Genomic DNA, 25,589 nt, shown 5'->3' with positions numbered 1-25,589 from the left:
GCAGTCCCCTGACTACCGGTCGGTGCCTGTGAGCAGGACGCGCAGTTCCTCGTGCAGGCGGCCTGGATTCACGGTGACGATCTCGTACGCCGCCACGCCCGCCACCGCGAACGGATCCTCCGCCGCCACCTTCTCCACCCGCTCGCGCGGACCGGTCGCCAGGATGACGCCGCCCAGATCGTCGGGGACGGTCTGACCTGACAGCAGGAACGTCCCGTCGGCGTGGTGGCGTTCCAGGTAGGCCACATGGCCTGGGACGTGGGGGGTCACCTCGTCGGCTGGGACGGTGTAGCGGACGAGGAGCACGTGCAGCATGGCGTCATTGTTCCTTATATATAGGGACAGCTTCCGTCGCGTTCCCGCCCTGGCGGGCTCCTTGCTCGAAGGGCTCATCCCTTTCCGGACGCGGGCCCCGGCTCGGCGCCGTACGAACACGCCACACCGACGGCACCACCAGGGTGGCGACGGTCAGCAACACGGTGAACCCGCAGTGCCCCTCGCGACGTGAAGGGTTTGGTGCCCCCTCCTGACGTGAAAGGGACCGGTGCCTTCCTGGCGTGGAAGGGCGCCGGCCGACGAGGTCTGGAAGGTCACCTTGCCAGAGGCCACCGACAGAATTCGGCTCACCGGCGGTCACGGACGTAGTAGTGGCCGAGGGTGTCGTCGTACCGGCCGGTGGGGCGGCAGCAGCGGCGGAAAGCGGCGTCCGGAGCCGCAGGGGCACGGGTCGTTGCCGCCGAGCTTCTCGATCAGCTCCTTGTCGCGGCCGACGCGGCGATCGCCGCGCTTGACCTGCGTCTCGCTAGAGGGAACCCCCTGCGGCGCTTGCTGGTCGGCTCAAAAGGACATCTCGTCGCGGTGCATGCCGGGCCTCCTCGGTCCGTGGGCGAACGCACGCCACGACAGGCCACCTGTAGGCCCCGGCACGATCGATTTTCCGCCACTGAAAGGATTTCGGACAAATAATCGACTTGACTCCAAATCCGTATATGAGTCGCTATCGTACGTAACATCCACCGCACCCGTCTCAGGAGTCACTTCTCTCATGGCGCATGTCGAACCGCTGCGGGAGGACGATCCGACGGCGGCGGGACCCCATCGGCTGCTCGGCCGGCTCGGCTCCGGCGGGCAGGGCACCGTCTACCTCGGCCAGGCGCCCGACGGGCGGGCGGTGGCGGTCAAGGTGCTGCGCGACGGGCACGCCGGGCTCAGCGATCGGCTCGCCAAGGAGATCGAGGCGGCGCGGCGGGTGGAGCCGTTCTGCATCGCACAGGTGCTGGACGCCTCGCTGAGCGGGCCGCGTCCGTACATCGTGACCGAGTACGTAGAAGGGCCGTCCCTGCAGCAGGCCGGCCTGCACACGGGGGCCGACCTGCAACGTCTGGCCGTCGCCACGGCCACCGCGCTGACCGCCATCCACCAGGCGGGCATCGTGCACCGCGACTTCAAGCCCGCCAACGTGCTGCTCGGGCCCGGTGGGCCGCGCGTCATCGACTTCGGCATCGCCAGGGCGCTGGACGACGGGGTCACGCACACCAGCAGCATTGTGGGGACGCCTGCCTACATGGCGCCGGAGCAGCTCGCGGGGCAGGCTGTGGGGGCGGCGGCGGATGTGTTCGCGTGGGCGTCCGTCATGGTGTGGGCGGGCACGGGGACGCCGCCGTTCGGGCAGGACACGTTGCCGGCGATCATCAACCGGATCCTGCACAACGAACCACAGCTTGGTGATCTTGGGCAGCCGTTGCGGGGGATCGTGTACGGGTGCCTGGTCAAGGATCCGCTTCGGCGGCCGGCCATGCGGGATGTGCTGCTGCGGCTGCTCAGCGGCCAGAACGCGACACCAGGGCCGGGGTCAGGGGCACACGCCGGGCCGGGGCCGCACACAGGGCCGGGGTCACACGCGGGGCCGGGACCACGCCCTGGGCCTGGGCTGCATGCCGGGCCGGGGTCGCACGCTGGGCTGGGGTCGCACGCCGCACCGATGCCTGGCGCTGGGCCGATTCCGGGCGGCGGGCCGATGCCGAGCGGCCATCCCGTGCAAGGCGCCGGGCACATGCCAGGTCAAGGGCCGGTGCCAAGCCGAGGGCCGATGCCGGGTCAAGGGCCGATGCCGAACCAAGGGCCGATGCCCGGGGTGGGGGTCGGGCCGGGGCATCGGGCGTCGAAGGGGACGTTGGCGCGGGTTGGGGTGCCGGCGGCCGTTGGTGTGGCCGTGGTCATGGTGGTGGCGCTGGTCGCCGGGGTCGTCTGGTTGTCCCCCTGGGCGAGGAAGTCCGGCCCCGAGTCGCTGGCCGCCGTCTCCTCCGCCTCGCCCACCACGTCCCCCACCTCGACCGACAAGCGCACACACCGGTCGTCAACGCCGAGCCCCCGCAAGACCACCCGCAAAACCCAGAAACCCACCCGGACACCCACCCCGAGGAGCACCCCGAAGCCCACCCAGACGCCGACCACCAGGAGCCCCGCCCCCTCCCGCACCACGAAGAAGCCGGTCACGAGCGCCAAGGTCAGCATCCTGGAGATCGAGCTGTTCGGCGGCCCCGGCCAGTCCACCGACAGCAGTTGCTACATGCCACCGATCCACTTCCAGACCATGGTGGAGTCGACCCGCCCCGGCATCTGGGTCTCCTACCTGTGGATCGTGGACGGCCAGACCCGCGAGAACCGCAAGTCCTGGGTCCCCGAGGACGACTACACGGCGTTCGTGACGGCCGGCCAATACATGCTGGACGAAGGCCGCCACACCATCACCCTGCGCGTCACGGAGCCCTCCGCCGCCAGCAAGAGCGTCACGATCAACATCTGCCCCGTGGACGACTACTCATGACGCCGCCCCACGCCATCGGCCAGTACCGGATCGTCGAGCAGCTCGGGGAGGGCGGCCAGGGGGTGGTGTACCTGGGCGTGGCCCCCGATGGGAAACGGGTCGCGATCAAGGTGCTGCGCGAGGGCGTGGCGGGCGACGGGCGGTTCGCCAAGGAGATCGCCGCCGCGCGGCGGGTGGAGCCGTTCTGCATCGCGCAGGTGCTGGACGCGTCGCTGGGCGGGCGGCCGTACATCGTGACCGAGTACGTCGAGGGCCCGTCCCTGGCGGCGGCGGGCCTGCACCAGGGCGCGGACCTGCAACGTCTGGCCGTCGCCACGGCCACCGCGCTGGCCGCCGTCCACCGGGCCGGGGTGGTGCACCGCGACTTCAAGCCCGCCAACGTGCTGCTCGGACGCGACGGGCCGCGCGTCATCGACTTCGGCATCGCGCGGGCCATGGACGACGCGGTGACCCGTACCAGCACGATTGTGGGGACGCCCGCGTACATGGCGCCCGAGCAGTTCCTGGGGGCGGTGGCAGGGCCGACGGTGGACGTGTTCGCGTGGGGGTCGGTGATGGTGTTCGCCGCCACCGGCGCGCCGCCGTTCGGCAACGACTCGCTGCCTGCCGTGCTCAGGAGGATCCAGTACGAGGAGCCGCGCCTGGACGGTGTGCCGGAGCCGCTGCGGTCCATCGTGTACGCCTGCCTCGCGAAGGATCCCGCCGCCCGGCCCGCCATGCAGGACGTCCTCTTCCGCCTCATCGGCGCCCCGGCCGAAGCGGGCCGTCCGCCGGCCGATCCAGGCCGTGCGCCCGGATTCGCGGGGGCGAGGGTGCCCGGCATGGGCGATGGGGTTGGGCTGCCCGGCATGGGCCGTGCGGCAGGCCTGCCCGGGATCGGCGATGCGGCTGGGCTGCCCGGGATGGGCGATGCGGCTGGGTTGCCGTCGAAGGGCACATGGGCTGAATCGCCCGGGGCGGGCGCACGGCCTGGGCCGCGCGGGACCGTGGGGAGCCAAGGTGGGATCGCCGCCGGTCCCACGCACCCGCCCTCCCCCGCCTGGAACGGCCACCTAGCCCAGGCCCCCACCGGCCCCGTCCGCAACCCGTCCCGCGACCGCCTGATCACCGCCCTCCTGGCCGCCGGCACGGCGATCATCGTGACGGGCGGCGCGGCGGCGGCGTGGTTCCTGCTGCCCACCTCATCAGGCGACGGCACCAGCTCCGCCGCCATCGCCACCGCCACACCCGCCACCCCCACCACCGCCTCCCACCCGGCGGGCAAGGCGAAGAAGTCGGCCAAGCCCCTGCGCCCCACCAGGACCCCCACCCCGTCCGTACGGCCGAAGACCCCCACCACGCAGCCCACCAGAACACCGAGCACGACACCGGCCACGACCCGGCCGCCCACCAGCCCGAAGCCCACGGCCGGGGGCGTGAAGTCGGTGGCGTTCGATTATGAGGGCATCAGGCTGGGCGACTGCTGGCGCTACGACATGAACATCTGGGCCAAGGTCGCCGCGTCCGGCACCTACAGCTACCGCTGGCTGGTGAACGGCCAGAGCCAGGGCAGGCAGCAGGGCACCGCTTCCTCCAAGCCCCTCCTCCCGTCGATCACCTGGAAGCAGGCAGGCACCTACCAGGTGGTCTTCGAGATCGTCACCCCGAACCCCAGCCGGAAGAGCCTCTCGGTGAAAATCTGCGACTTCGACGAGGGCTGGTGAGAGTCAAAGGCCACTAAGGGGTACGAATCGGACCACCGATCGGAAAGAGGTCCCGCATGGAACTCCCTCGCTTCCACCTCGCCGTCCCCGTGGACGACCTGGACGCCACCCGCCACTTCTACGGCGAGCTGATCGGCTGCGCCCAGGGCCGCAGCTCCGACCGCTGGATCGACTGGAACCTGCACGGCCACCAGTTCGTCACCCACCTGGCCCCCGCACGCACCGAGCAGGTGCACAACCCGGTGGACGGCCACGACGTGCCGGTCCCGCACTTCGGGCTGATCCTGACCATCCCGGAGTTCCACAAGCTGGCCGACCGGTTCCGGGAGGCGGGCACCGCGTTCGTCATCGAGCCGTATCTGCGGTTCGAGGGGTTGCCGGGCGAGCAGTGGACGATGTTCCTGCTGGACCCGGCGGGCAACGCCCTGGAGTTCAAGGCGTTCGCGGACGACTCGCAGGTGTTCGCCGTCTAGGGTTTAGTGGAAATAACTTCGATATCCAACCACATATTGCCATTTCTCGGCGGTTGGCCGATTTTTCGCGGGAAAAGGGGTTGGCCTTGGTGGTCGACCATCAGCCAGCCGGCGACGCATCTGTCACCCGGGTGGCCGTTCACGGTGATCGGCACGGTGACGGCGATGGTGTCCGAGGGGTCGGCGTCCGGAATGGCGACCCGCCGCTCGGAGGTGACGCACGGGTCGTCCCCGACCCGCTCGACGTAACGGCCGCGCCAGGGCGCGTTGCCGATGTTCTTGACCAGCCACACCTTGCTGGCCTTGGTGCCCGCGGCCAGCTTGGAGCCGTCGGGCAGCGTGGGGTCGGCGATCGTCCGCATGTCGTCGCCGCCGATGGCACCGGCGGGTTTCGCCGGCTCCTCATCGTTGAGCAGCGTGAACGTCCCCGCGATCACAGCCGAACAGACGGCCCCGATCACCCCGATCCAGGCCACCATGACGGCGGAGGACCGCTCCCGCCCGCTCACGCGCCGGCGAGCCCGCGTAATTCCCATGAGAACAATGACCCACCGCGTCGCCCTGTCGAATAAACGCCTGAAGGTTATCGTCCCGCCCGCATTTGCAGCGGATCAATCGGAGAATGCGCTAAGCAATTCCTCCAGGCTGGTGGCCGGGTGCCCAGTGAGTGCGGGAATGTCGCCGGTGACCCTTTCGAGCTCTCCTGCGGCGATGGCGAGGTACGTCGACACCCACGCCTCCACCTGCCACCCGGGCGCGCCGTAGATCTCACGGGACGCGTACGCCTCCGGCACCGTCTCGGCGTGGTACGTGACGTCCCGCCCCGTCGCCGCCCCGATGGCCGAGGCGACCTCGTCCAGCGTCAGCGCCCGCGGCCCGGTCAGCTCGTAGGTGACGCCCTCGTGCGCCTTCGGCGCCAGCAGCACGTTGGCCGCCGCCTCGGCGATGTCGTCCTGCGCCACGGCCGCCACCCGTCCCTGCCCGGCGGGGCCCCTGATCACGCCGTCGCTGCCGGCCATGCCCGGCAGGAAGTCGGCGTACAGGTTGTCGCGCAGGAAGGTGAAGGTGAGGCCGCTGCCGCGGATGTACTGCTCGGTGGCCCAGTGGTTGCGGGCCAGCGTGAACGTCGCCTCGGGCGCCGCGCCGTAGAAGGAGACGTAGACGAGGTGGGTGACGCGGGCGTCGCGGGCGGCGTCCACGAACGTCCGGTGCTGGTCGAGGCGGTCCTCGCTCTCGGACGCCGACACGAACAGCACGGTCGAGGCGCCGTCGAGCGCCTGCCGCAGCGCCGCGCGATCACCGTACGCGGCGTCGGCCGCCGTGGCCCGGTCGAGGCGGGGGGCGCCGGCGGTGGCGTGCCGGGAGACGAGCCGCTGCTCGGCACCGGCGGCGGCGAGCAGCGCGGCGACCCGGCCGCCCAGGCGTCCGGTGGCGCCGGTGGTGACGATGAACGACATACCGGCACCCTAGCCCGCGACACCGGCCCCAGCCCGAAGGCCACTCATGAGCCCGAGCACCGCCCAGAACCGGAAAGCCTCCAGAACCTGAAGCCCGCCCAGAACCTGAAGCCCGCCCAGAACCTGAAGGCCGCCCAGAAGCTGAAGGCCGCTCAGAGCCCGAAGGCCGCGCGCGTCCACCGGTACTGGGCGTCGAGCAGTTCTCCCAGCAGGTCGTACAGCGTGCCCTCCGGATACTCGCCCACCCGCTCGGGCTGCGCGTGGTCGCCGGTGGCGCTCAGCTCGGCCAGGAGGATCACCCGGCTGTCCGCCCGGTCCACCCCCAGCCCCACCAGCGCGTGCCGGGCGCCCGCGCACGCCTCCGCGTCGCCGTCGCGGTAGTAGCCCTCCACCAGGTTCTCCCACAGGGCGCGGGCGGGCGGGCTGTGCTCGGGGCTGAAGGCCCGCCCGGGGAAGACGACCACCATGGCGTCCACCCGCATGACGGCCGCCTGGCGCCGGTGCGAGTCGTCGTAGGTTCCCTCCGGTGGCACCGGCTGGGCGCGGAACGACTCGGTGAGCAGCCGCAGCACCGAGCCGAGATCGTACTCCGCCGTCCTGGGGTCCATCTCGTACTCGATGAACCCGGCGAGGGGGAACGGCGGATCGGGCAGCGTGTTGTACCCGAGGAAGAGCCTGGCCCCCCGGGGCTCCTCGCGTGGACGGCCGGACGGCGCCGTCATCGCTCCGTGTGCCACCCGGCCCAGCGCGCCGCATCCGTGATCGGGCAGTCCTTCAGCCGACCGAAACAGACTCATGAGCAAATTGTGTCAGTCACATTACTCTTCGTACAGGTGACGATGGCATTCCTTGGCTGCTCATCCCGCCGTCCACCGCCACGGTGCTGCCGGTCACGAACGAGCTGTCGTCGGCCGCGAGGAACAACACCCAGCGGGATGTGCGTGCCGAAGAGCCGCGCCGCCTCCCGCGGAGAGCGTTCCCCGTTGACGGCCAGCTCCACGGCCTGCTGGAACTCGGTGCCGACCGGGCCGGGATGGATGGTGTTCACGCGGATCCCCCGGTGTGCGACGTCCAGCCGCCCGAACGCCTCCACGACCGAGGCGACGGGCTGCGGGGCTGGTGGAGCCGTACCTCTTAGGCCGTCCCCGCCGAGCCGGCGATCACCGCGACCGCCTCCACCTCGACGAGCTGGTCATGGTAGCCGAGCACGGTGACGCCGAGCAGCGTGCTGGGGACGTCGTGCTCCCCCATGTACTCCCGGTACACCTGCCACGCCGTCACCAGGTCGGCCTGCCGGGTGGAGGCCACGTAGACGGTGGTCTTGACGACGTCGGTCAGGGACGCGCCCGCGCCGTCGAGCGCCGTGACGAGGTTGCGCATCACCTGGTGGGCCTGCCCGGCGTAGTCGCCGACGGCGACCGTCTTGCCGTCGAGGTCGAGGGGGCAGGCTCCGGCGACGTAGATGGAGCGGACGGGGGCGTCCACGGCGGCGGCGTAGGCGTACTCGACCTGGTCGGTGAGCCGGTCGTTGCGAATAAGTCGGACACCTGATGTCATAGCCGTTCTTCCTATCATTTGGCGGGGCCGTAATCTTCTGGATTTTTCGCCACTTCGACCAGCGCCGATACGATCCTCCTGGAGCGTCCCCTCTCATGCACCGTCAGCTCAAGGGAGACTCGCCGTGCGTGTCCGCCTGGCCGTCTTAGCCGCCGCCACCATTCTGCCGTGCGCCGTCGCCCCCGCGCACGCGGCCGCCGCCACGGTGGTCTACGTGTGCACCACCGCGGCCACGAACGAGACCCAGGAGGTCAGCCTGGACGTGGAGCTGACCGTGCCCGCACAGGCGACCACGGGGCAGCAGCTCACGATCGGGTGGAGCGGCGTGTTCATCACGGGCAAGGAGCTGACGGCCCCCGCCACGGGCATGGAGGGCGAGCTCAACATGTACGTGTACGCCGGGATCAGCGGCATCGACGGCCTCACCTCGGCCACCGGCGTCGCCGACATCGGCACCGTCATCCCCGGCGAGCCGGTCGCCATCCCCGCGACGGCCTCGATGACGACGACCCCTCGCAATCCGGGCACCGGCAACGTCCACGCGGGCGCGATCAACTTCGGCCTGACGCCTCAGGACGTCCTCGTCGAGTGCGAGGTGAAGGACAAGGGCGCCCTGACGGAGTACCCGCTCACCGTCACGGGCAGCGCGACGGGTTCCGACCCCACGGACACCGGCACCCCGGAGGCCGACGCCGGCACGACCGAGGACCCGGACGGGGCCGGCAGCGAGCCCGACAACACCGCCACGTCCACCTCCCCCGCCGACACCCCGTCCGGCGGGGTGGACACCGGCGCCGGAGGGCTGGCGGGCCCGGACGGGCGGCCGCTGATGCTGACCGGCCTGGTGATCACCCTGGCGGCGGTCATCGGCCTGCGCCTGCGTCTGCGCCCGCGCGGATCACATACACGCACGTAGGCTCCCCCACCTCCGACGGCTCCCTCACCCTCCGACGAGCGGCACGAGCTTGACGAACGACACCACCGGATCGACGGTCAGATCGATCATCTCCGCCAGATCCTCGATCTGCCGCTCCCCCACCAGCAGCAGGAACCCGTTGCGCTGAAACGCCCGCTCCGCCACGTCCGCCTGACACTCCCAGTCGATGCGCCGAGCCCGGCTGCCGTTCAGCTCCACCTCGGCCTCCGCCGGCCGGACGAGCCCCCGGAAGCGGGACCCCGGATCGCCGTTGTGCCGGGCGACCTCCTCCCGCACCCGCAGCCGGACGAGCTCACGCGCCGAGATGCGCTCAGGCAGATCAGGCAGCGTGAACTCGTCGAGCGGCTTCCCGGTCGCGCTCTCGTCCCTGAAGGTAACCGTGGCCATGGGGGGGCTCCTTTCGTATGGAGCCATGAATAGCAGCCCCCACCGACAGAGCGAGCCCGTTCAAACCATTGAACTCTGACGCCCCCGGCATTACGGTTCACCAAGAAGTCACTTCAGTAGTATTTTACCGATTGAGGCACCGAGCATGCCGAGCAGAGCGATGATCCCCCTGCTGGCAGCGGTCATGACAGCCGCCGTCAGCACGCCCCCTGCCACCGCAACCCCACCCGCCAAGAACGTCGTGTACGTCGCCAAGAACGGCCACGACGACGCGACAGGCACCGCGAAAGACCCGTTCGCCACGATTGAACGCGCCCGTGACGCCCTGGCGGGCAAGACCGGCCCGCGCAACCCCGGCACCGTCCACATCCGCGAGGGCGTGTACCAGACGTCCAAGACGATCGAGGTGACCGGCGAGGCCCAGTCGTACGTCACCTACGCCGCCTACCCCGGCGAGCAGGTCGAGCTGGCCGGGGTCACCACCCTCGCGCCGGACAAGTTCCGCAGGCTCGCCGACGTCCCGGCGGACGAGGCCAAATGGTCGTCGAAGACCCGCGTCCCGGCCGCCGCCGCCCCGAACGTCTGGGTGTACGACTTAGGCGCGGAGGGCATCCCCGCCGGCACGCTCAACAAGAACGGCTTCAACTGGAAGCCGCAGCCCTACGCCCCCGCGCTGATCACCGACGACGCCACGCAGACACTCGCGCAGTACCCCAACGGTGACACCAAGCTCGACCGCGACGACCTCACCGTCAAGCAAGCCCCCAAGGGCGCGCGCGACTACTTCTCGGACAAGACCGCCGACGGCACGACCCTGCCGTACGAGGACATGCTGAAGCTTCCCGGCCCCGTCTACACGGTCAAGGCCCCTGAGCTGGCCGCCCGCTACGAGAAATGGGCCGGCACCGACAGCACGGCCTACGAGACCGACGGCTGGCTGTCCGGATATTTCGGCAACAACTACGCCAACGACCGCCTGCGCATCACCTCGGCCGCCGGCGGCGACATCACCACCGGCTACCCCACCATGTACGTCGCCACCGACAAGTGGTCGTCGTTCGTGGCCCAGAACGTCCTCAGCGAACTCGACGCCGAGGGCGAGTACTACATCGACCGCCACCAGAGCCACGACACCCTCTACTACTACCCGCCCGGCGGCACCGTCGAAGGCAAGGAGATCAGCCTCACCTCCTTCGACGCCCCGTTCTTCGAGCTGGAGAACGTACGGAACGTCACCCTCAAGGGCCTGAAGCTGAACGGCACCACCGGCACCGGCGTCCGCCTGCTGGACGCCGAGTCGTGCACCGTGGACGGCCTGGAGATCCTCAACGTCAGCATGGACGCGGTCGCGATCGGCGAGGCCAGCGACGCGATCACGGCCATCGCCGAGTACCGCACCAGCCGCGGCGGCCACCGCAACCGCGTGGTCGACAGCAGGCTGCACGACCTGGGCGGCGGCGGCGTCTTCACGGCCGGCGGCGACCGCGACTCGCTCGAACGCGGGAACCACGTGGTCGAGCACAACGAGATCTACGACTTCTCGAAGCTGGCCACCTACACGCCGGCCGGCTACATGTACGGCGTCGGCAACACCTTCCGCCGCAACCACGTCCATGACGCGCCGCACATGGCGATCCAGATCATGGGCAACGACATGGAGATCAGCCACAACAGGTTCGAACGCCTCGTGACGCACGCCTCCGACCAGGGCGTCATCTACTCGGGCCGGGACTACACGTACCTGAACAACGTGGTGGCGTACAACCTGTTCAAGGACATCGGCGCGGACGGCAACCAGGCCATCTACATGGACGACGGCATGTCGGGCATGGTCGTCCACCACAACCTCTTCGACAACGTCCAGCACGGCCTGTTCTACCAGTCCGGTCACGCCAACGTGGCGGCGGACAACGTGTTCAAGGACGTCAAGTACATCGGCCACGACAAGCTCTACCACGAGGGCGGCAAGCGCCTGCCGGTGGCCAACGCGAAGGTCGTCGTCGAACGCTTCAACGACATGCTCAAGGCCGGCGACGGCACCGGCTTCACCAACACCCGCGAGAACGTCGAGAAGTGGTACCGCCGGTACGGCAAGCAGTACCCGGACATCCGCGACTGGTACGTCCCCGTCGACTCCCAGGGCCAGGTGTGCACGGCGGTCGGCACCACCGACTGCACCGACGAGTACGTGTGGAGCGACCCGGACTCCGTCTACGTCCCGGCGGGCAACGTGCTGACGCGGTCGGTGAGCATCGCGACGGGCGACTTCGCCTACACGGATGACGCGGGCGGGCTCAGCAACAAGACCTTCAACCCGGACTTCGACTCCTACAACGTGAAGAAGGCCACGGCCGCCGAGCTGGCCTTCGACCCGGCGACCGGTAAATTCGACGAGCGCGCCACGCCGCTCAAGAGCGTGGAAGGCTTCGGCCGCACGTGGGTGCGGGAGTGGAACAGGAGCTTCACCCTGGAAGGCATCGGGCCCAGGTGACCCACGTCAGGGTTCCCGGGGCTCGGGAACCCTGACAGGCCACGGCTCAGCAGGCCGCGAGCCGCTGAAAGATCTGCACCAGCGCTTCGGGCACTTCCTCACGGCTGGACAGCCGCTGAACGAGATGCGAGAAGAGGGTGGGCTTCTGCACTCTCATCCCAGAGCCGTCGTGCAGCAACGCGCACAGGGCGGTGCTGAACTTGCCGCCCGTTCTGAGCCGCGCGATGTCCTGGGCCGTCCAGAGCGCGCCGTCGGTACGTGGCCACGCGTCATTGGCGGTGGCGGCCCACTGCTCGTCGGTGAACAGCTCCTCCAACTCGTTGGGGTCGCCCACGTAGTCGATCCGGTCGGCGGCGACCCCCTTGTTGAGGAGGTTGTGCCGGTCGAAGATCTTGGGCTGATCGCGCTTGCTGTCCCTGTCGACCAGGACGTGCACGTCCCGCCCGAGGTCCCTGAGGTAGCGGACGAAGGTCAGCACGTTGCTGTTCCCGCCCGAATCGAACAGGACGATCCCCGACTCCTGCAACCGCCGCCCCGTCGAGAGCTGGAAGAGCCGGGGAAAGGCCGCCTTCTCGGTCGCGCCCTCGACCAGCAGGAAGCAACGTTCGAAGAGCACCGCGCTGGTGGGCAGCCCGAGCTCGTCGGAGAGCCGGCTGACGAACCGGCCGGCTCCCGAGTCGGAGTCGTCGGCCAGGCGGTCGACCGCTGTCGTCCCGTTGGGCAGCAACCGCAGGTGCGCGACGTCCTCGAGGGGCACGCGGTCGATCAGGTTGACCGAGTGCGTGGCGACGACCATCCTGACGTCGGGCCCCGCGCACTGCACCTTGATCAGGTCCATGAACTCCCGCTGGCGGATGTAGTCGAGGTGCGTATCGGGCTCGTCGTACGTGATGATCACGCCGCTGCGCACCCCATCGTGAATGGTCGAGGACAACTGCCCGTTGGACCACTCCCACACCGCCAGGTTGAGCTGCCGCTGCCTACCCGTGCCGACGCTGTCGAAATTCACCCGCTCGCCATCCCGCTCGGCCATGATCTGCACATCGGACAGCACGTCCTTGTAGGCCACGATCGGGTGGATCACCACTCCCCGGTAGCCGTCGCACCGCTCCTCGATGAGCTGGCACAGGTCCTCGAGCTCCGCTGCCAGCTTGAGGGAGATCTCCGTCTCCAGGTCTCTCACCCGCTCCGTGAACTCCGGATCCGAGAGCAGCCGGCGGTAGGTGATCCTCAACGCCTGGGTGAGCTGGGTACGCAGAGCGCCGCCTTCCGTCCCCGACAGGTGGAAGTACTCGGGGAGCTCCAGACCGTTGTCGTCGACCACCACCCAGTCGAGAACCGTCTCCGCCTCCGCCGCTCGTGCCTGCAGCGGCGCGAGGTAGGACTGCTTGACGTTCTTGGCGCCCGTGACCTCGATGCTCAACGTCTGCGCACGGTCCTTGAGCACGGCCAGTGGCAGGGAGTCGTCGAGACCGCGCAGCGCCTGCTCCCTGGGCACCTCACGCTCCACCTCGTAGAGCGCCCGCGAAGCCGAGGCGCCCCGCCGGCGCAGCCGTACGAGCTCGTCGAGACCGAGCTCCTTTCTCTCCGTCTCGGACAGCCGCACCGAGCACGTGACGGCGACCTGGCCGTCCGTGGCGTCCTTGCGGACGTCGTCCGGGGTGAGGTCGTACGCCTTGAGGAAGAAGGCCAGGGCGGTGAGGGCCGCCGTCTTGCCGCTGTCATCGCGCCCCGTGAGGAGCGTCGGGCACCTCAGGGGGATGTCGGTCACATCCGCCAACGATCGGAATCCGGAAATACTGAACGAATCGATCTGCACCGCTTTCCCCGCCATCCGATCAACTGCCTGGAACAGAATTCACAGCTCGATGTCGACGTGTGCGAACACACGATCGCCACGGCGATATTCAGCCGGGATCTCGAATTGCTCCGCGAGTAACTCCACCGCGGACATGGAGCCGACGTCGAAGAGCCGTGGGCGGCCGTCTCCGGCCACGCCCGAGGCGGACAGCCCGCCTACTTGCAGGGCTCGCATTCGCCACTGACCTGCGGAGGTGACTCCGAGCGCCCAGGGCGCCACGGTGCGCGGGAGGCCTTTGTAGGTAAATTCAAGGTGCCGTCGTTCACCCACGGCCGAGCGGATGGCGATGAGGACTCTCTCGTTCACAGACGCCCCTTGGTTCCCCGCAATCGAGTACCAAGAAATCGTCCTACACGGCAATCACTTCGGTCAAACCCAAATTACTGCGCCCAGCAGGTCGACAATTTCTAGAAAAATACACAAAACCTCGACACGCGAGCCTCGGGCGCGGCCAAAGCAGCAAGGCCCAAGCCGTCTGGCTTGGGCCTTGCTCCTGGTGCGCCGCCAGGGACTCGAACCCCGGACCCGCTGATTAAGAGTCAGCTGCTCTGACCAACTGAGCTAGCGGCGCTTGCAGGAAGGAATATACCGGTGATCCGCATCCGGGTCGAATCGGTATCGGTGCCACATCACCGGCTAGAATAAAGTTCGGCTCACAGCCGAACAGGCTTACAGGCTCAACAGCCCCGGCAGACAGGATCATGCATGTTCGACTCGCCCGCCGAAGTGACGGAGCGGCTCGCCGCCGTGGACTACCTCTCCGACGACGCCATCTCCACCTCGGTGTTCCTGGCCGCGGCGCTGGGCAAGCCGCTGCTGGTCGAGGGCCCGGCGGGAGTCGGGAAGACGCAGCTCGCCAAGGCCGTCGCGCAGACGACCGGCGCCGACCTGATCAGGTTGCAGTGTTACGAGGGGCTCGACGAGGCCAGGGCCCTGTACGAGTGGAACTACAAGAAGCAGCTCCTGCGGATCCAGGCCACCAGCGCCGACGACGACATCTTCAGCGAGGAGTTCCTGCTGGAGCGGCCGCTGCTCAAGGCGATCAGGTCCGACAGGCCGACCGTGCTGCTCATCGACGAGACCGACAAGGCCGACGTCGAGGTGGAGGGGCTGCTGCTGGAGCTGCTGTCCGACTTCCAGGTGACGATCCCCGAGCTGGGCACGATCGCGGCCACGCGCAGGCCGTACGTGGTGCTGACCTCCAACGCGACGCGCGAGCTGTCGGAGGCGCTCAAGCGGCGCTGCCTGTACCTGCACATCGAGTACCCCACCCCGGAGCGCGAGCGGGACATCGTGCTGGCGCAGGTGCCGGACATCCGGGCCGAGCTGGCCGAGCAGCTCGCCAGGACGGTGGCGACGCTGCGGGCGCTGGAGCTGAAGAAGGCGCCGTCCGTGGCCGAGACCGTCGACTGGGCCAACACGCTGCTGGCGCTGGGGCGCGACGAGCTGGACGAGGCGACCGTGGCCGGGACGCTGGGCGTGGTGCTCAAGCACGCCTCCGACCACGAGCGGGCGGCCAAGGAGCTGGGGCTTCCCGATGCCTGAGCCGGCGGCCGTGGGGTCCACCGAGCCGGTGGCGCCCGCGCCCGGCAAGGCGTCGCTCGTCGACCGGCACGTCGGGTTCGTGCACGCGCTGCGGGCAGCCGGGGTGCCGGTCTCGGTGGCCGAGGGGCTGGACGCGGCGAACGCGATGCGGGTGATCGAGCTGGCCGACCGCGAGTCGCTGCGGGCGGCGTACGCGGCGACGCTGGTGAAGAAGCCGGCCTACCGGCCGGGCTTCGACGTGCTGTTCGACCTGTGGTTCCCGGCCTCGACGACCGGCCTGTCCGCCGTACGGGCCACCGACCTGGCGACGGCGAGCGTCAAGGAGCTGCGTGAGCACCTCGCCGCCCTGCTGTCCGGCACGACGACCGACCAGGAGATGCGCGAGTTCGCCGAGGCCATGGTGGAGCGCTTCGGCAGGCAGGAGGCGACGGGGCCCGGCCGGCAGAACTGGTTCTCCTACAGCGTCATGCGCGCCCTGTCGCCCGAGACGCTGATGGCCGCCATCCTGCGCAACGTGTTGCAGGGCCGCGAGCGCGGCGGGCTGGCGGAGAAGACGGTGCGCCAGCAGGTCAACGCCGGGATCAAGCGCTTCGAGGACGCCGTGGCCACCGACGTGCGCCGCCGCATCGCCGAGGACGGGGGCATCGAGCGGATCGCCCGCTCGGCCGTGCGCCCGCCGCTCGACCAGATCGACTTCCTGCGCATCACCAAGGCCGACCTGGCCAGGCTGCGCAGGGAGGTGTACCCGCTGGCCAGGCGGCTGGCCGCGCGCCTGACGATCAAGCATCGCAAGGGCAGGCGGGGCAGGCTCGACTTCCGCAGGACGGTGCGGGCCTCGCTGCAGAGCGGCGGCGTGCCGCTGACGACCCACTTCAAGCCGCCCCGGCCGCACAAGCCCGAGCTGGTCATCCTCTGCGACACCAGCGACTCGGTCTCGTCGTTCGCGCACTTCACGCTGCTGCTGACGTACGCGCTGCGCGAGCAGTTCACGAAGGTGCGGGCGTTCGGGTTCGTGGACACCGTGGATGAGATCACCCGGTTCTTCCAGCCCGGCTCCGACGTGGTCGAGGCCATGACCCGGCTGGTGAACGAGGCGGACATGGTGCGCTTCGGCCGTACCAACTACGGGCACAGCCTGGAGGGCTTCGCCGAGCGGTACGCCGACGCGCTCGGCCCGAAGACGTCCCTGCTGATCCTGGGCGACGCCCGCTCCAACTACCAGCCGCCCGCCCTGGACGTGCTGAAGTCGCTGGCGTCGAGGACCCGCTCCGCCTACTGGCTCAACCCTGAGCCGAGACAGCAGTGGGACACGGGCGACTCGGTCGCGAGCGAGTACGGCACGGTCGTGCCCATGCACGAGTGCCGCAACGTCTCGCAGCTCACCGCGTTCATCGAGACGCTGGCCTGACCTCCTAGACCCGCTGCAGCTCGCGGGCGGCGGTGCGGGCGAGCAGCTCGATCTGCGAGTCGTTCAGCACGCCGGTGTCGGCGGCCTTCATCACCCGGGCCGCCGTGCGCGGCCTGAGCAGGGTGAGGCCCTCGGCGGACACCACGCCGTTCCTGGGCAGGATGCCGCAGTGGACCGCGATCATGGGGTTGATCGTGACCGGCACGCCGGTCTCGCGGGTGAGCAGCTCGGCGAACGCCTCGGCCTTCTCGACCAGCGCCTTGGCGGTCTTGCTGCCGTACTTCTCGCCGAAGAACAGCCGGCCCACGTAGCAGGCGATCTCGATGTCGGGCGCCCAGGACTCGTTGTCGACGATCCATACGCCGCCGGGGCCGATCACGAGATGGTCGATGGAGGCCTGACCGCGGATGGCCCGCCCGTCCAGGACCTGGTAGCCGTGGCGGCGCAGCGAGCGGCGCAGCAGGCGGCCGGTGATGGCCTCGCCGCGCCGGGCGCCCCGCCACACGGCCGTGCGGTAGAAGGAGTACCAGTCGAGCAACCAGTCTCCGCCGTAGACGATCCCCGCGAGCAGCAGGCCGGTCAGGACGGAGGCGGCCGTGAGGTCGAACCTCAGGCCGAGCGCCACGCCGATGACGAATCCCACTCCGGCCTTGACGTAGCGGTACTTACGCCGGTTCGCCGCGTCCTCGCGCCAGAACTTCTCGTACCACCACTGTGGGGAAGATCCTGTGTACTTCTCGTTGGGCTGCACGTAGATAGAGCCACCGGGCACGGCAAACTCCCCGAATGAGTAGGTGTTGTGCAGGATCTGCCACGCCGAAGATCCCTCGCCGGTCAAGAGATACCCGTTCCCCAACCAAGGCGAGCCTAAGGTGACGGAATTAGTACCCGCAAGACCATCAACCGACCAGTCGGTATGCTAAGGCGGTGACCAAGGGGGACGATGTGAAAGACGAACCGGTCAGACAGCGCCTGCTGGCCGAGGCGACCAGGCTCTTCGCCGAGCGCGGCTTCGAGAGCACCTCGGTGCAGGAGATCGTAGTGGCGGCGGGTGTCACCAAGGGCGCCATGTACCACTATTTCGATTCCAAGGATGATCTGCTCCACGAGATCTACGCCCGCGTGCTGCGCATGCAGATGGACCGGCTGACGCAGATCGCCGACGGCAGCGGCACCGTCAGGCAGCGGCTGCACAGGGCCGCGGCCGACGTCGTGGAGACGACGGCCGCCAACCTCGACGACTCGAAGATCTTCTTCAGGTCGATCCACCTGCTCGCGCCCGAGACGCAGAAGACCGTGCGGGCCGAGCGCCGCCGCTACCACGAGCGCTTCCGCGGCCTCGTCGCCGAGGGGCAGCGCGCCGGCGTCTTCAGCACCCGCGTCCCGGCCGAGCTGGTCGTCGACTTCTTCTTCGGCTCGGTGCACCACCTGGGCTCCTGGTTCCACGCGGACGGGCCGCTGACCGGCGCCCAGGTGGGCAAGCACTTCGCCGACCTGCTCCTGACCTCCCTCGACGCCCCGCTGTCAGGAGGGCCCGGGCACGTCGACGAGTGAGGCCAGCGCCGCCCGGTGATCGCCCGGCGAGCCCAGCGCGATCTCCGTCGCCTTGGCCCGCTTGAGATACAGATGCACCGGGTGCTCCCAGGTCATCCCGATCCCGCCGTGCAACTGCAGGGCCTCCTCGGCCGCGTGCACGGCCACCCCCGCGTTCCACGCCTGCGCCACGGCCACGGAGATGGACGACGCGTCCGCCACCGCGTTCCTGGCGGCGGCCCTGGCCCGCACCACGTCCAGCCAGAGATCGGCCAGCCGGTGCTTGATCGACTGGAACGAGCCGATCGGCCGGGCGAACTGGTGGCGCTCCTTGACGTAGGCCAGCGTCGTCTCCAGGCACCACTCGGCCACGCCGAGCTGCTCGGAGGCCAGCAGCCCCGCCCCGAACCTGAGCACCGCCGCCAGGTCGCACGCCCCGACCCGCCGCCCCTGCGCCTTCGCGAACGTCACCGTGGCCACCGGCCTGGTCAGGTCCAGCGACGGCACGACCTCGACCGAGGCGCCCTCGACCGCGTACAGGTCGCCGTCCACCGGCACCAGCAGCACGTCGGCCACCTCCGCCCCGGCCACGCCGGTGACGGTCCCCGACAGCCGCCCGTCGCCGTCCACGCTCACCGACGAGCCGCGGCCCGGCGCGTACGGCGACGCTGCGAACGACACGGCCAGCGCCGCCGTCCGCCGCCCCTCGGCCAGCTCGCCGAGCAGCGCGTCACGGGTCGGCAGCAGCGCCCGCGTGGCCAGCACCGAGCTGGTCAGGAACGGCACCGGCGCCACCGCCCGGCCCAGCTCCTCCAGCACCACGGCCGCCTCGCTGGCCGACGCGCCCGCGCCGCCCAGCTCCTCGGGGATCAGCAGCCCGGCCACGCCGATCTCGCCGGCCAGCGTCTTCCACAGATCCAGGTCATAAGGCTCCGACTCGACGCGCTTGAGCACCGCCGCGGGCGGGCAGCGGTCGGCGAGCAGCCCGCGCACGGAGGACCTGAGCTCCTCCTCGACCTCGGAATACAGCAGGGTCATCGCGGCAGGTCCTTCCAGGGCACGTCCTTGTCGACACGGGGTTCAGAAGGCAGGCCGAGCACCCGCTCGGAGATGATGTTGCGCAGGATCTCGGAGGTGCCGCCCTCGATGGAGTTGCCCTTGGCCCGCAGGTAACGGTAGCCGGGGCCGCGGCCGTAGAAGTCGACGTCCTCAGAACGGCGGAAGGTCCAGTCGTCGTAGCCCAGGTCGCGCCGCAGCTCGACGTCCAGGCCGGTCAGCGCCTGGTTGAGCCGGGCGAACGAAAGCTTCATCCCCGACCCCTCGGGCCCCGGCTGCCCGGCGGCGAGCTGCTCGCGCAGGCGTGCCCCCGACAGGCGGGTCACCTCGGCCTCCACCCAGAGCGACAACAGCCGCTGGTGCAGTTCGTGGGTGCGCAGCTCGGGCTGCTCGCGCCAGGCCGACAGCACGGTCGCCATGACGCCGCCGCCGCGCCGCGTGGGCGCCCCGCCGATGGCGACGCGCTCGTTCATCAGCGTCGTCTGCGCCACCCGCCAGCCGTCGCCGACCTCACCCAGCCGCAGGTCGTCCGAGAGCCGCACGCCGGTCAGGAACACCTCGTTGAACTCGGCCTCACCGGTGATCTGCCGCAGCGGGCGCACCTCGACGCCGGGCGCCTGCATGTCGCACACGAAGTACGTCATGCCGCGGTGCTTGGGCACGTCCGGGTCGGTGCGGGTGACGAGGATGGCCCAGCGCGAGTGGTGCGCGCCGGACGTCCACACCTTCTGGCCGTCCACCACCCACTCGCCGCCGTCCCTGACCGCCCGCGTCGCCAGCGTGGCCAGGTCGGAACCGGCGCCGGGCTCACTGAAGAGCTGGCACCAGATCTCCTCCCCGGTCCACAGCGGCTTCAGGAACCGGCGCTTCTGCTCCTCGGTCCCGAACGCCAGGATCGTCGGCGCCGCCATGCCCAGGCCGATGCCCTGCTTCCCGCCGTTGATCTGCGGCGTGTCGGCCAGCTCCCGCTCGACGACCTGCTGCAGCTCCCGGGAAGCCCCCAGCCCGCCGAGCCCCTCGGGGAACCACACCCACGCCAGCCCGGCGTCGAACCTGGCCCGCAGGAACTCCAGCCGGTCCCCGCTCGGGTCGTGCTCGCCGAGGAACGCCGCCACGCGCTCCCTGATCTCAGCTTCGTTCACATCCACCTCTTAAGCTCGCGATAGGCCAGCGACCGCTTGTGCACCTCGTCAGGGCCGTCGGCCAGGCGCAGGGAGCGGGCTCCGGCCCAGAGGCCGGCCAGGGGGAAGTCCTGGGAGACGCCGCCCGCGCCGTGCACCTGCACGGCCTTGTCGAGGATCCACTCCACGGTGATGGGAGTGGAGATCTTGATGGCCTGGATCTCGGTGTGGGCGCCCTGGTTGCCCACCGTGTCCATGAGCCAGGCCGTCTTGAGTACGAGCAGGCGGGCCTGCTCGATCTTGATCCTGGATTCGGCGATCCAGTCCTGCACGACGCCCTGCTGCGCGACGGGCTTGCCGAACGTCGTTCTGGCCAGGGCCCGCTTGCACATCATCTCGACCGCGCGCTCGGCCATGCCGATCAGGCGCATGCAGTGGTGGATGCGGCCGGGGCCGAGCCTGGCCTGGGCGATGGCGAAGCCGCCGCCGTCCTCGCCGATGAGGTTGGCCGCCGGGACGCGGACGTCCTCGAAGACGATCTCGGCATGGCCCCCGTGGTCGGCGTCGGTGTAGCCGAAGACGTGCATGCCGCGCTTGATGTGCAGGCCAGGGGTGTCGCGGGGGACGAGGATCATGCTCTGCTGCCGGTGCTTGGGCGCGTCCGGGTTCGTCTTCCCCATGACGATGAAGATCTTGCAGTTGGGGTTCATGGCGCCGGAGATGAACCACTTGCGGCCGTTGATGACGTACTCGTCGCCGTCCCTGGTGATGGAGGTGGCGATGTTGGTGGCGTCGGAGGAGGCCACGTCGGGCTCGGTCATCGCGAACGCTGAGCGGATCTCGCCGTCGAGCAGAGGTCGCAGCCACTCCTTGCGCTGCCACTCGCTGCCGAACATGGACAGCACTTCCATGTTGCCCGTGTCGGGCGCCGCGCAGTTGGTGGCGACGGGGGCGAGGGACGGACTCCGGCCCATGATCTCGGCCAGCGGCGCGTACTGGAGGTTCGTCAGGCCCGCGCCGTGCTCCCCGGGCAGGAACAGGTTCCACAGGCCGCGCTTCCTGGCCTCGTCCTTGAGGTCGTCCAGCAGGGGCGGCGGGCTCCAGCCGCTGGCCTGAGCCTGTTCCTCGAAGGCGGGCTCTGCTGGATAGACGCAATCGTCCATGAAGCGGAGCAGGCGCTCGCGCAGGTCCTCGGTGACTTGGTCGAAGGCGAAGTCCATGGGCGTGAGCCTACCGACCGGCCGGTATGCGTGTCGACAGGTGGTTCCCCGCAAAAAGGGGCATGTGGCCATAAAAGTGGCACAAGTGGTCTCGTAGGGTGTGCGGCATGACCGCGAAGCTGCCCGCGCCCGCCGTGCTCGAGAACGACGTCGTCCGCCTCGAGCCGCTCACCATGGACCACGTTCCCGACCTGTTCGCCGCCGGCGGCGGTGACGAGGAGCTGTGGCGCTGGCTGCCCATCGACACCCCGCGCACCGAGGAGGAGCTGGGCAAGGTCGCCAGGAAGCTGATCGACGACGACGTGCACGTGCCGCACGCCGTCATCCTCAAGGAGAGCGGGCGCGCCGTCGGCTGGACCACCTACGCCGACGTGCCCGGCTTCGAGGCCAGCATCGAGATCGGCTGGACCTGGTACGGCAGGGCCGTCTGGCGCACCGCCGTGAACACGAGCTGCAAGCTGCTGCTGATCGACCACGCCTTCTCCCTCGGCTACAACCGCGTCCTGCTCAAGACCGACAACCTCAACCTCCGCTCGCAGAACGCGATCAAGCGCATCGGCGGGGTGCACGAGGGCACACTGCGCCGGCACCGCAAGCGCTCGGACGGCACCTGGCGCGACACCGTCCTGTTCGGCATCCTCGAAGAGGAATGGCCGCAGCACCGCGAACGGCTGCGCGCTTCGTGAACCTTTCTTAGAAGGGCGGCGTCTCATCCCGCATGACCGACCGGCTGGGGGGCTACTGGCTCGGCGCCCGGCTCGACCGGGGCGGGCAGGTCGTCGTGCGCGAGGCGTACGACGAGTCGGGAGCCCGCCACGCGCTGGGCATGCCGTGCCTGCCTGACGCCGACGCGCGGGCCAGGCTGGCCGCCTCCGCCGAGGCCGCCGCCCGGGTCCGGTCATTGTCGGTGGCCCGGGTCACCGCGGTGTGCCTGGACGGGGAGCCGCCCTACCTGGTCAGCGAGTACATCGAGGGGCCGACGCTGCGGCAGGTGGTGCGGCTGCGCGGGCCGTACTCGGGAGACGACCTCTACCGGCTGGCCGCCGCCACGGCCACCGCGCTGGCGGCGGTGCACGAGGCGGGCGCCACGCACGGGGCGCTGACGCCGGACAAGATCGTTCTGGGCGGCGAGGGGCCCCGGCTGGTCGGGCTGGGGCTGTCGGGTGACGGTGGCGGGCCGCCCGCGGACGTGCACGCCTGGGGGCGGCTGCTGGTCTTCGCCGCCTACGGGCCGCCCGGCGAGCCAGGGGACGGCGGGCGGTGGGACGGCGGTGAGCGGTTCGACCGTCTGTTACGCGACCTCGTGGCCGCCGCGCTGCGCCGCGACCCGGAGCGCCGCCCGAGCGCCCGCCAGCTCCTGATGTCCCTCCTCGACGCGCCCCCGTCGCAGCAGGGCCGCCTGCTCCCTCCCGACCCCGTGGACGACCCGCCGCTCGGCGTCCGCGCGGAGGCCGTGCACGCCACGCTCAGCCCGGCCGAGCAGGACCTGGTGCCGGACGTGTTCCTGCGGCTGGTGGGCGTCGACTCCGAGGGCGCCGACACGGTCGCCGGCGTCGGCAGGGACGAGCTGGTCGCCGGGCGTGAACCCGACGAGGTGACGGCGATCGAAGGGGTGCTGGCCGCGTACGGGAAGGCCGGGCTGATCGAGGAGCCGCCGGCGATCGCGCACGCCGCGCTGTTACGGGCCTGGCCCCGGCTGCGGGAGTGGCTGGACGGCGAGCGCGCAGGGCTGGCCGTGCACAGGGAGCTGGCGGAGGCGGCGCGGCGGTGGGAGGCGGGCGGGCGCGGCGAGTCGCTGCTGTTCCAGGGTGAGCCGCTGGACAGGGCGCTGGCGTGGGCGGCCGGCGGGCGACGGCGGGTGACGTTGAGCGCGGGCGAGCAGACGTTCCTGGACGCGGGCCTCGCCCTGACCCGGCGGCGGACGCGGCGGCACGCCCGCAGGCGTCGCACGGCCACGGCGGGCCTGCTGTCGGTGGCCATGGTGGCCGTGCTGCTCGCGCTCTGGCAGCGCGGCGTGGCGGACGGGCGGCTGGACGAGACGATGGCCAGGGTGGCGGCCTCGCGGGCCGAGGCGGTGCGGGTGGCCGACCCGGTGACCGCGCGCAAGCTGGGCCTGGCGGCCTGGCTGCTGGCGCCGATCCCCGAGAGCAGGCGGGCGCTGACGGCGCCCGATCCGGCGGTGGAGGTGTTCGCCGACCCGCACGCGGGGCCGCGCACGCTGCACGCCATCACCGCCGACGGCGCCACGCTCGCCGCCCTGGACGAGAGCACACTGCGGCTGTACGACGTGGCCTCCGGCCGGCTGGTGACCACCACGGGAGGGCCCGCGCAGAGCGTGCGGGCGATGGCCTGGTCACCGGACGGCGCGACGCTGGCGCTGGTGGGCGTGGACCGCTCGTACCTGTACGACCCGCGTACCGGCGAGCTGGGCCGCCCCTTCGGCCGGGGCCTGGGCACGCCCGGCGAGCAGTCGGCGTGGTTCAGCCCGGGAGGCGGGCTGCTGTTCGCGGCGGCCAGGCAGTCGGGCGAGCGGTGGGCATGGGACCTGCGGGCGCGCCGGGCCGCCTACGTCGGCGAGTACGCGGTGATCGGCCCGGGCGACCGGCTGGCGCTGGTCTTCGACGGCAGGCGCTCGCAGATCAGGCGGTCCGGCAAGGCGTCGCCGGCGCCGTGGCTGGACAGGATGCCGTGGGAGTACACGACGTTCGCCCCCGACGGCGTGCGGGTGGCCATCGCCGAGGAGACCGGCATCCAGATCTACGGGCTGGACGGCGTGCCCACCCACAACAGCCGCTACCGGCCCTCCCCCGGCCATCTGCGCTTCAGCTGGGACGGGCGGCTGCTGGTCAGCACCGACAGCGATCGCGTGCGGGTGTGGCGGCTCGACCACGGCACGCGGATCGCCGACCGGCGGGTGCCCGCGTCCGTCGATCGGCAGGCGCAGGCGGCGATCTCGGCGGACGGGCGGTGGCTGCGGGTGCTGGCGGGGCGCGGCACCGTCCTGACCATCGACCTGGCGGCGCCGGCCGCTCCGGCGCGGCCCGAGGCGTGGGTGTGCGAGCGCTACGGGCCGCTGACGGCCGAGGAGTGGGGGCGGCACCTGCCCGAGGTGCCTTACCGGCCGACGTGCTGAAGCGCGGCTGGGACGAGACGGCACCGTGACGCCACGCTCACTAGGTTGTGTACTTGCTCGTATGCGAACCTGGTTCCCGGAGAGGTGTCCATGAAGACAGGCGCGACCCTGCGCGCGGTCATGACCGCGCTCAGCGGCCCGGTGACCGGGCTCGTCACCGCCCCCGGCGGCCTGGACGTCGAGCTGCGTGCCGTCGTCATAGCCGAGCCGGGCGACCCGGTCGGGCCGGGCGACCTGGTGCTGGTGGCGGGCGCGCGCGGCGAGGCGGCCGTGCCGGTGATCGAGGCCGCGGCCCGGTGCGGCGCGGCGGCGGTGGCGGTGAAGGGCGCCCCGGTCGAGGCGATGCGGCAGGCCGGGATCGCGGTGCTCGGGGTCGCCACGGACGCGCGCTGGGACCAGGTGGAGACGCTCGCCCGCGCCGTCATCGAGGGCTCGGGCTCCGACGGCGACAGCCATCAGGACCTGTTCTCACTGGCGCAGACCGTCGCCACGCTGACCGGCGGCGCGGTGACGATCGAGGACACCGCGCACCGCGTGCTTGCCTACTCGGAGTCCGACGACGAGGTGGACGAGCTGCGCCGCCAGTCGATCCTGGGCCGCAACTGCCCGGAGGCCTACCTGGCCCACCTGCGCGAGTGGGGCGTCTACCAGCGGTTGTGGGCCGGCGAGGAGATCGTCGACATCGCCGAGCGGCCCGACCTGGGCGTGCGCCGCAGGCTGGTCGTCGGCGTGCACGCCGGCAGCAGGCCGCTGGGCAGCATCTGGGTGCAGGAGGGGCGGGGGGCCCCGCGCCCGCGGCGGGCCGCGGGGGGGCGGGGCGCCGGGGGGGGGGGGCGCGCGCGGCCGGCGCCCCCCCCCCCCCCCGCCCCCCCCCCCCCCC

General features: G+C 70.6%; 24 protein-coding genes, 1 tRNA gene and 1 pseudogene. 11 read left to right on the top strand and 15 right to left on the bottom strand.

Annotated elements, in window-relative coordinates:
* Positions 1-12 precede the first annotated feature (12 nt).
* Positions 13-315, bottom strand: a complete 303-nt coding sequence (locus tag FXF51_RS12700; protein ID WP_148434519.1) for a YciI family protein — start codon at positions 313-315, stop codon at positions 13-15.
* 318 nt (positions 316-633) lie between these two features.
* A complete protein-coding gene (locus FXF51_RS63735) occupies positions 634-750 on the bottom strand; it encodes an SEC-C metal-binding domain-containing protein (protein WP_372513656.1) in 117 nt (38 codons plus the stop codon).
* Between the two features lie 295 nt (positions 751-1,045).
* On the opposite strand from FXF51_RS63735, the gene FXF51_RS12690 reads away from it, so the two are divergent.
* From FXF51_RS12690 to FXF51_RS12680, 3 genes are read left to right on the top strand one after another with little or no spacing between them, the layout of a single operon-like run.
* On the top strand, positions 1,046-2,827 hold the full coding sequence (locus tag FXF51_RS12690) for a protein kinase domain-containing protein (RefSeq protein ID WP_187414337.1): 1,782 nt from the start codon (positions 1,046-1,048) through the stop codon (positions 2,825-2,827).
* Complete coding sequence (locus FXF51_RS12685) at positions 2,824-4,530, top strand: serine/threonine protein kinase (protein ID WP_148434518.1); 1,707 nt, start codon at positions 2,824-2,826, stop codon at positions 4,528-4,530. The genes FXF51_RS12690 and FXF51_RS12685 overlap by 4 nt, the downstream gene beginning before the upstream one ends.
* A gap of 56 nt (positions 4,531-4,586) precedes the next feature.
* The gene (locus FXF51_RS12680; protein WP_148434517.1) at positions 4,587-5,003 is read left to right on the top strand and encodes a VOC family protein; all 417 of its coding nucleotides are present in this window, start codon (positions 4,587-4,589) and stop codon (positions 5,001-5,003) included.
* Here the strand turns inward: FXF51_RS12680 and FXF51_RS12675 are convergent.
* The 5 genes from FXF51_RS12675 to FXF51_RS12655 form a co-directional block, all read right to left on the bottom strand.
* Positions 5,000-5,482 carry an NBR1-Ig-like domain-containing protein gene (locus tag FXF51_RS12675; protein ID WP_187414336.1) on the bottom strand — a complete coding sequence of 161 codons (483 nt, stop codon included), beginning with the start codon at positions 5,480-5,482 and terminating at the stop codon, positions 5,000-5,002. The two genes, FXF51_RS12680 and FXF51_RS12675, sit on opposite strands and share 4 nt — an antisense overlap.
* Positions 5,483-5,614: 132 nt before the next feature.
* Positions 5,615-6,460: an SDR family oxidoreductase gene (locus FXF51_RS12670; RefSeq protein ID WP_148434515.1), complete on the bottom strand. Its 846-nt coding sequence runs from the start codon at positions 6,458-6,460 to the stop codon at positions 5,615-5,617.
* A 152-nt stretch (positions 6,461-6,612) separates the two neighbouring features.
* Positions 6,613-7,257: a hypothetical protein gene (locus tag FXF51_RS12665; RefSeq protein WP_148434514.1), complete on the bottom strand. Its 645-nt coding sequence runs from the start codon at positions 7,255-7,257 to the stop codon at positions 6,613-6,615.
* 16 nt (positions 7,258-7,273) lie between these two features.
* The gene (locus FXF51_RS63730) at positions 7,274-7,495 is read right to left on the bottom strand and encodes an SDR family oxidoreductase (RefSeq protein WP_148434901.1); all 222 of its coding nucleotides are present in this window, start codon (positions 7,493-7,495) and stop codon (positions 7,274-7,276) included.
* A gap of 99 nt (positions 7,496-7,594) precedes the next feature.
* Entirely contained in the window at positions 7,595-8,017 is a 423-nt protein-coding gene (locus FXF51_RS12655; protein WP_148434513.1) for a RidA family protein, read from the bottom strand.
* Positions 8,018-8,141: 124 nt separating this feature from the next.
* On the opposite strand from FXF51_RS12655, the gene FXF51_RS12650 reads away from it, so the two are divergent.
* Complete coding sequence (locus FXF51_RS12650; RefSeq protein ID WP_148434512.1) at positions 8,142-8,933, top strand: hypothetical protein; 792 nt, start codon at positions 8,142-8,144, stop codon at positions 8,931-8,933.
* A gap of 24 nt (positions 8,934-8,957) precedes the next feature.
* Here FXF51_RS12650 and FXF51_RS12645 read toward each other — a convergent pair whose 3' ends face one another.
* Positions 8,958-9,341: a hypothetical protein gene (locus FXF51_RS12645; RefSeq protein ID WP_148434511.1), complete on the bottom strand. Its 384-nt coding sequence runs from the start codon at positions 9,339-9,341 to the stop codon at positions 8,958-8,960.
* Between the two features lie 145 nt (positions 9,342-9,486).
* On the opposite strand from FXF51_RS12645, the gene FXF51_RS12640 reads away from it, so the two are divergent.
* Positions 9,487-11,832: a right-handed parallel beta-helix repeat-containing protein gene (locus tag FXF51_RS12640; protein ID WP_148434510.1), complete on the top strand. Its 2,346-nt coding sequence runs from the start codon at positions 9,487-9,489 to the stop codon at positions 11,830-11,832.
* Positions 11,833-11,878: 46 nt separating this feature from the next.
* On the opposite strand, the gene FXF51_RS12635 is transcribed toward FXF51_RS12640, so the two are convergent.
* The 3 genes from FXF51_RS12635 to FXF51_RS12625 form a co-directional block, all read right to left on the bottom strand.
* Entirely contained in the window at positions 11,879-13,603 is a 1,725-nt protein-coding gene (locus tag FXF51_RS12635) for a TOPRIM nucleotidyl transferase/hydrolase domain-containing protein (protein ID WP_148434509.1), read from the bottom strand.
* Between the two features lie 87 nt (positions 13,604-13,690).
* Entirely contained in the window at positions 13,691-13,999 is a 309-nt protein-coding gene (locus FXF51_RS12630; protein ID WP_187414334.1) for a WYL domain-containing protein, read from the bottom strand.
* 188 nt (positions 14,000-14,187) lie between these two features.
* Positions 14,188-14,264 (bottom strand) — tRNA-Lys (locus tag FXF51_RS12625).
* A gap of 134 nt (positions 14,265-14,398) precedes the next feature.
* On the opposite strand from FXF51_RS12625, the gene FXF51_RS12620 reads away from it, so the two are divergent.
* Together FXF51_RS12620 and FXF51_RS12615 are read left to right on the top strand one after the other, a co-directional pair.
* The gene (locus FXF51_RS12620; protein ID WP_148434507.1) at positions 14,399-15,238 is read left to right on the top strand and encodes an AAA family ATPase; all 840 of its coding nucleotides are present in this window, start codon (positions 14,399-14,401) and stop codon (positions 15,236-15,238) included.
* Positions 15,231-16,646 carry a vWA domain-containing protein gene (locus FXF51_RS12615; RefSeq protein ID WP_148434506.1) on the top strand — a complete coding sequence of 472 codons (1,416 nt, stop codon included), beginning with the start codon at positions 15,231-15,233 and terminating at the stop codon, positions 16,644-16,646. The genes FXF51_RS12620 and FXF51_RS12615 overlap by 8 nt, the downstream gene beginning before the upstream one ends.
* 4 nt (positions 16,647-16,650) lie before the next feature.
* Here the strand turns inward: FXF51_RS12615 and FXF51_RS12610 are convergent, their stop codons facing one another.
* A complete protein-coding gene (locus FXF51_RS12610; protein ID WP_148434505.1) occupies positions 16,651-17,418 on the bottom strand; it encodes a nuclease-related domain-containing protein in 768 nt (255 codons plus the stop codon).
* Positions 17,419-17,591: 173 nt separating this feature from the next.
* Between FXF51_RS12610 and FXF51_RS12605 the strand changes: the two genes are divergently transcribed.
* Positions 17,592-18,200 (top strand): TetR/AcrR family transcriptional regulator, encoded by a 609-nt coding sequence (locus FXF51_RS12605; RefSeq protein WP_262379477.1) that lies wholly within the window; start codon positions 17,592-17,594, stop codon positions 18,198-18,200.
* Here the strand turns inward: FXF51_RS12605 and FXF51_RS12600 are convergent.
* From FXF51_RS12600 to FXF51_RS12590, 3 genes are read right to left on the bottom strand one after another with little or no spacing between them, the layout of a single operon-like run.
* On the bottom strand, positions 18,171-19,217 hold the full coding sequence (locus FXF51_RS12600; RefSeq protein WP_148434503.1) for an acyl-CoA dehydrogenase family protein: 1,047 nt from the start codon (positions 19,215-19,217) through the stop codon (positions 18,171-18,173). The two genes, FXF51_RS12605 and FXF51_RS12600, sit on opposite strands and share 30 nt — an antisense overlap.
* Entirely contained in the window at positions 19,214-20,377 is a 1,164-nt protein-coding gene (locus FXF51_RS12595) for an acyl-CoA dehydrogenase family protein (protein ID WP_148434502.1), read from the bottom strand. The genes FXF51_RS12600 and FXF51_RS12595 overlap by 4 nt, the downstream gene beginning before the upstream one ends.
* The gene (locus FXF51_RS12590) at positions 20,374-21,576 is read right to left on the bottom strand and encodes an acyl-CoA dehydrogenase family protein (RefSeq protein WP_148434501.1); all 1,203 of its coding nucleotides are present in this window, start codon (positions 21,574-21,576) and stop codon (positions 20,374-20,376) included. Before FXF51_RS12590 ends, FXF51_RS12595 begins: the two co-directional genes overlap by 4 nt.
* A gap of 107 nt (positions 21,577-21,683) precedes the next feature.
* On the opposite strand from FXF51_RS12590, the gene FXF51_RS12585 reads away from it, so the two are divergent.
* The 3 genes and pseudogenes from FXF51_RS12585 to FXF51_RS12575 form a co-directional block, all read left to right on the top strand.
* Entirely contained in the window at positions 21,684-22,262 is a 579-nt protein-coding gene (locus tag FXF51_RS12585) for a GNAT family N-acetyltransferase (protein WP_148434500.1), read from the top strand.
* 32 nt (positions 22,263-22,294) lie between these two features.
* A complete protein-coding gene (locus FXF51_RS12580; RefSeq protein WP_148434499.1) occupies positions 22,295-24,709 on the top strand; it encodes a hypothetical protein in 2,415 nt (804 codons plus the stop codon).
* A 90-nt stretch (positions 24,710-24,799) separates the two neighbouring features.
* A pseudogene (locus FXF51_RS12575) lies at positions 24,800-25,589 on the top strand (hypothetical protein); the annotation flags it as partial.

The organism is Nonomuraea sp. PA05 (assembly GCF_008086045.1).
GTDB lineage: Bacteria > Actinomycetota > Actinomycetes > Streptosporangiales > Streptosporangiaceae > Nonomuraea > Nonomuraea monospora.
Note: the sequence above shows the minus strand (reverse complement) of the source record. Positions and strands in the feature narration are given on the sequence as shown.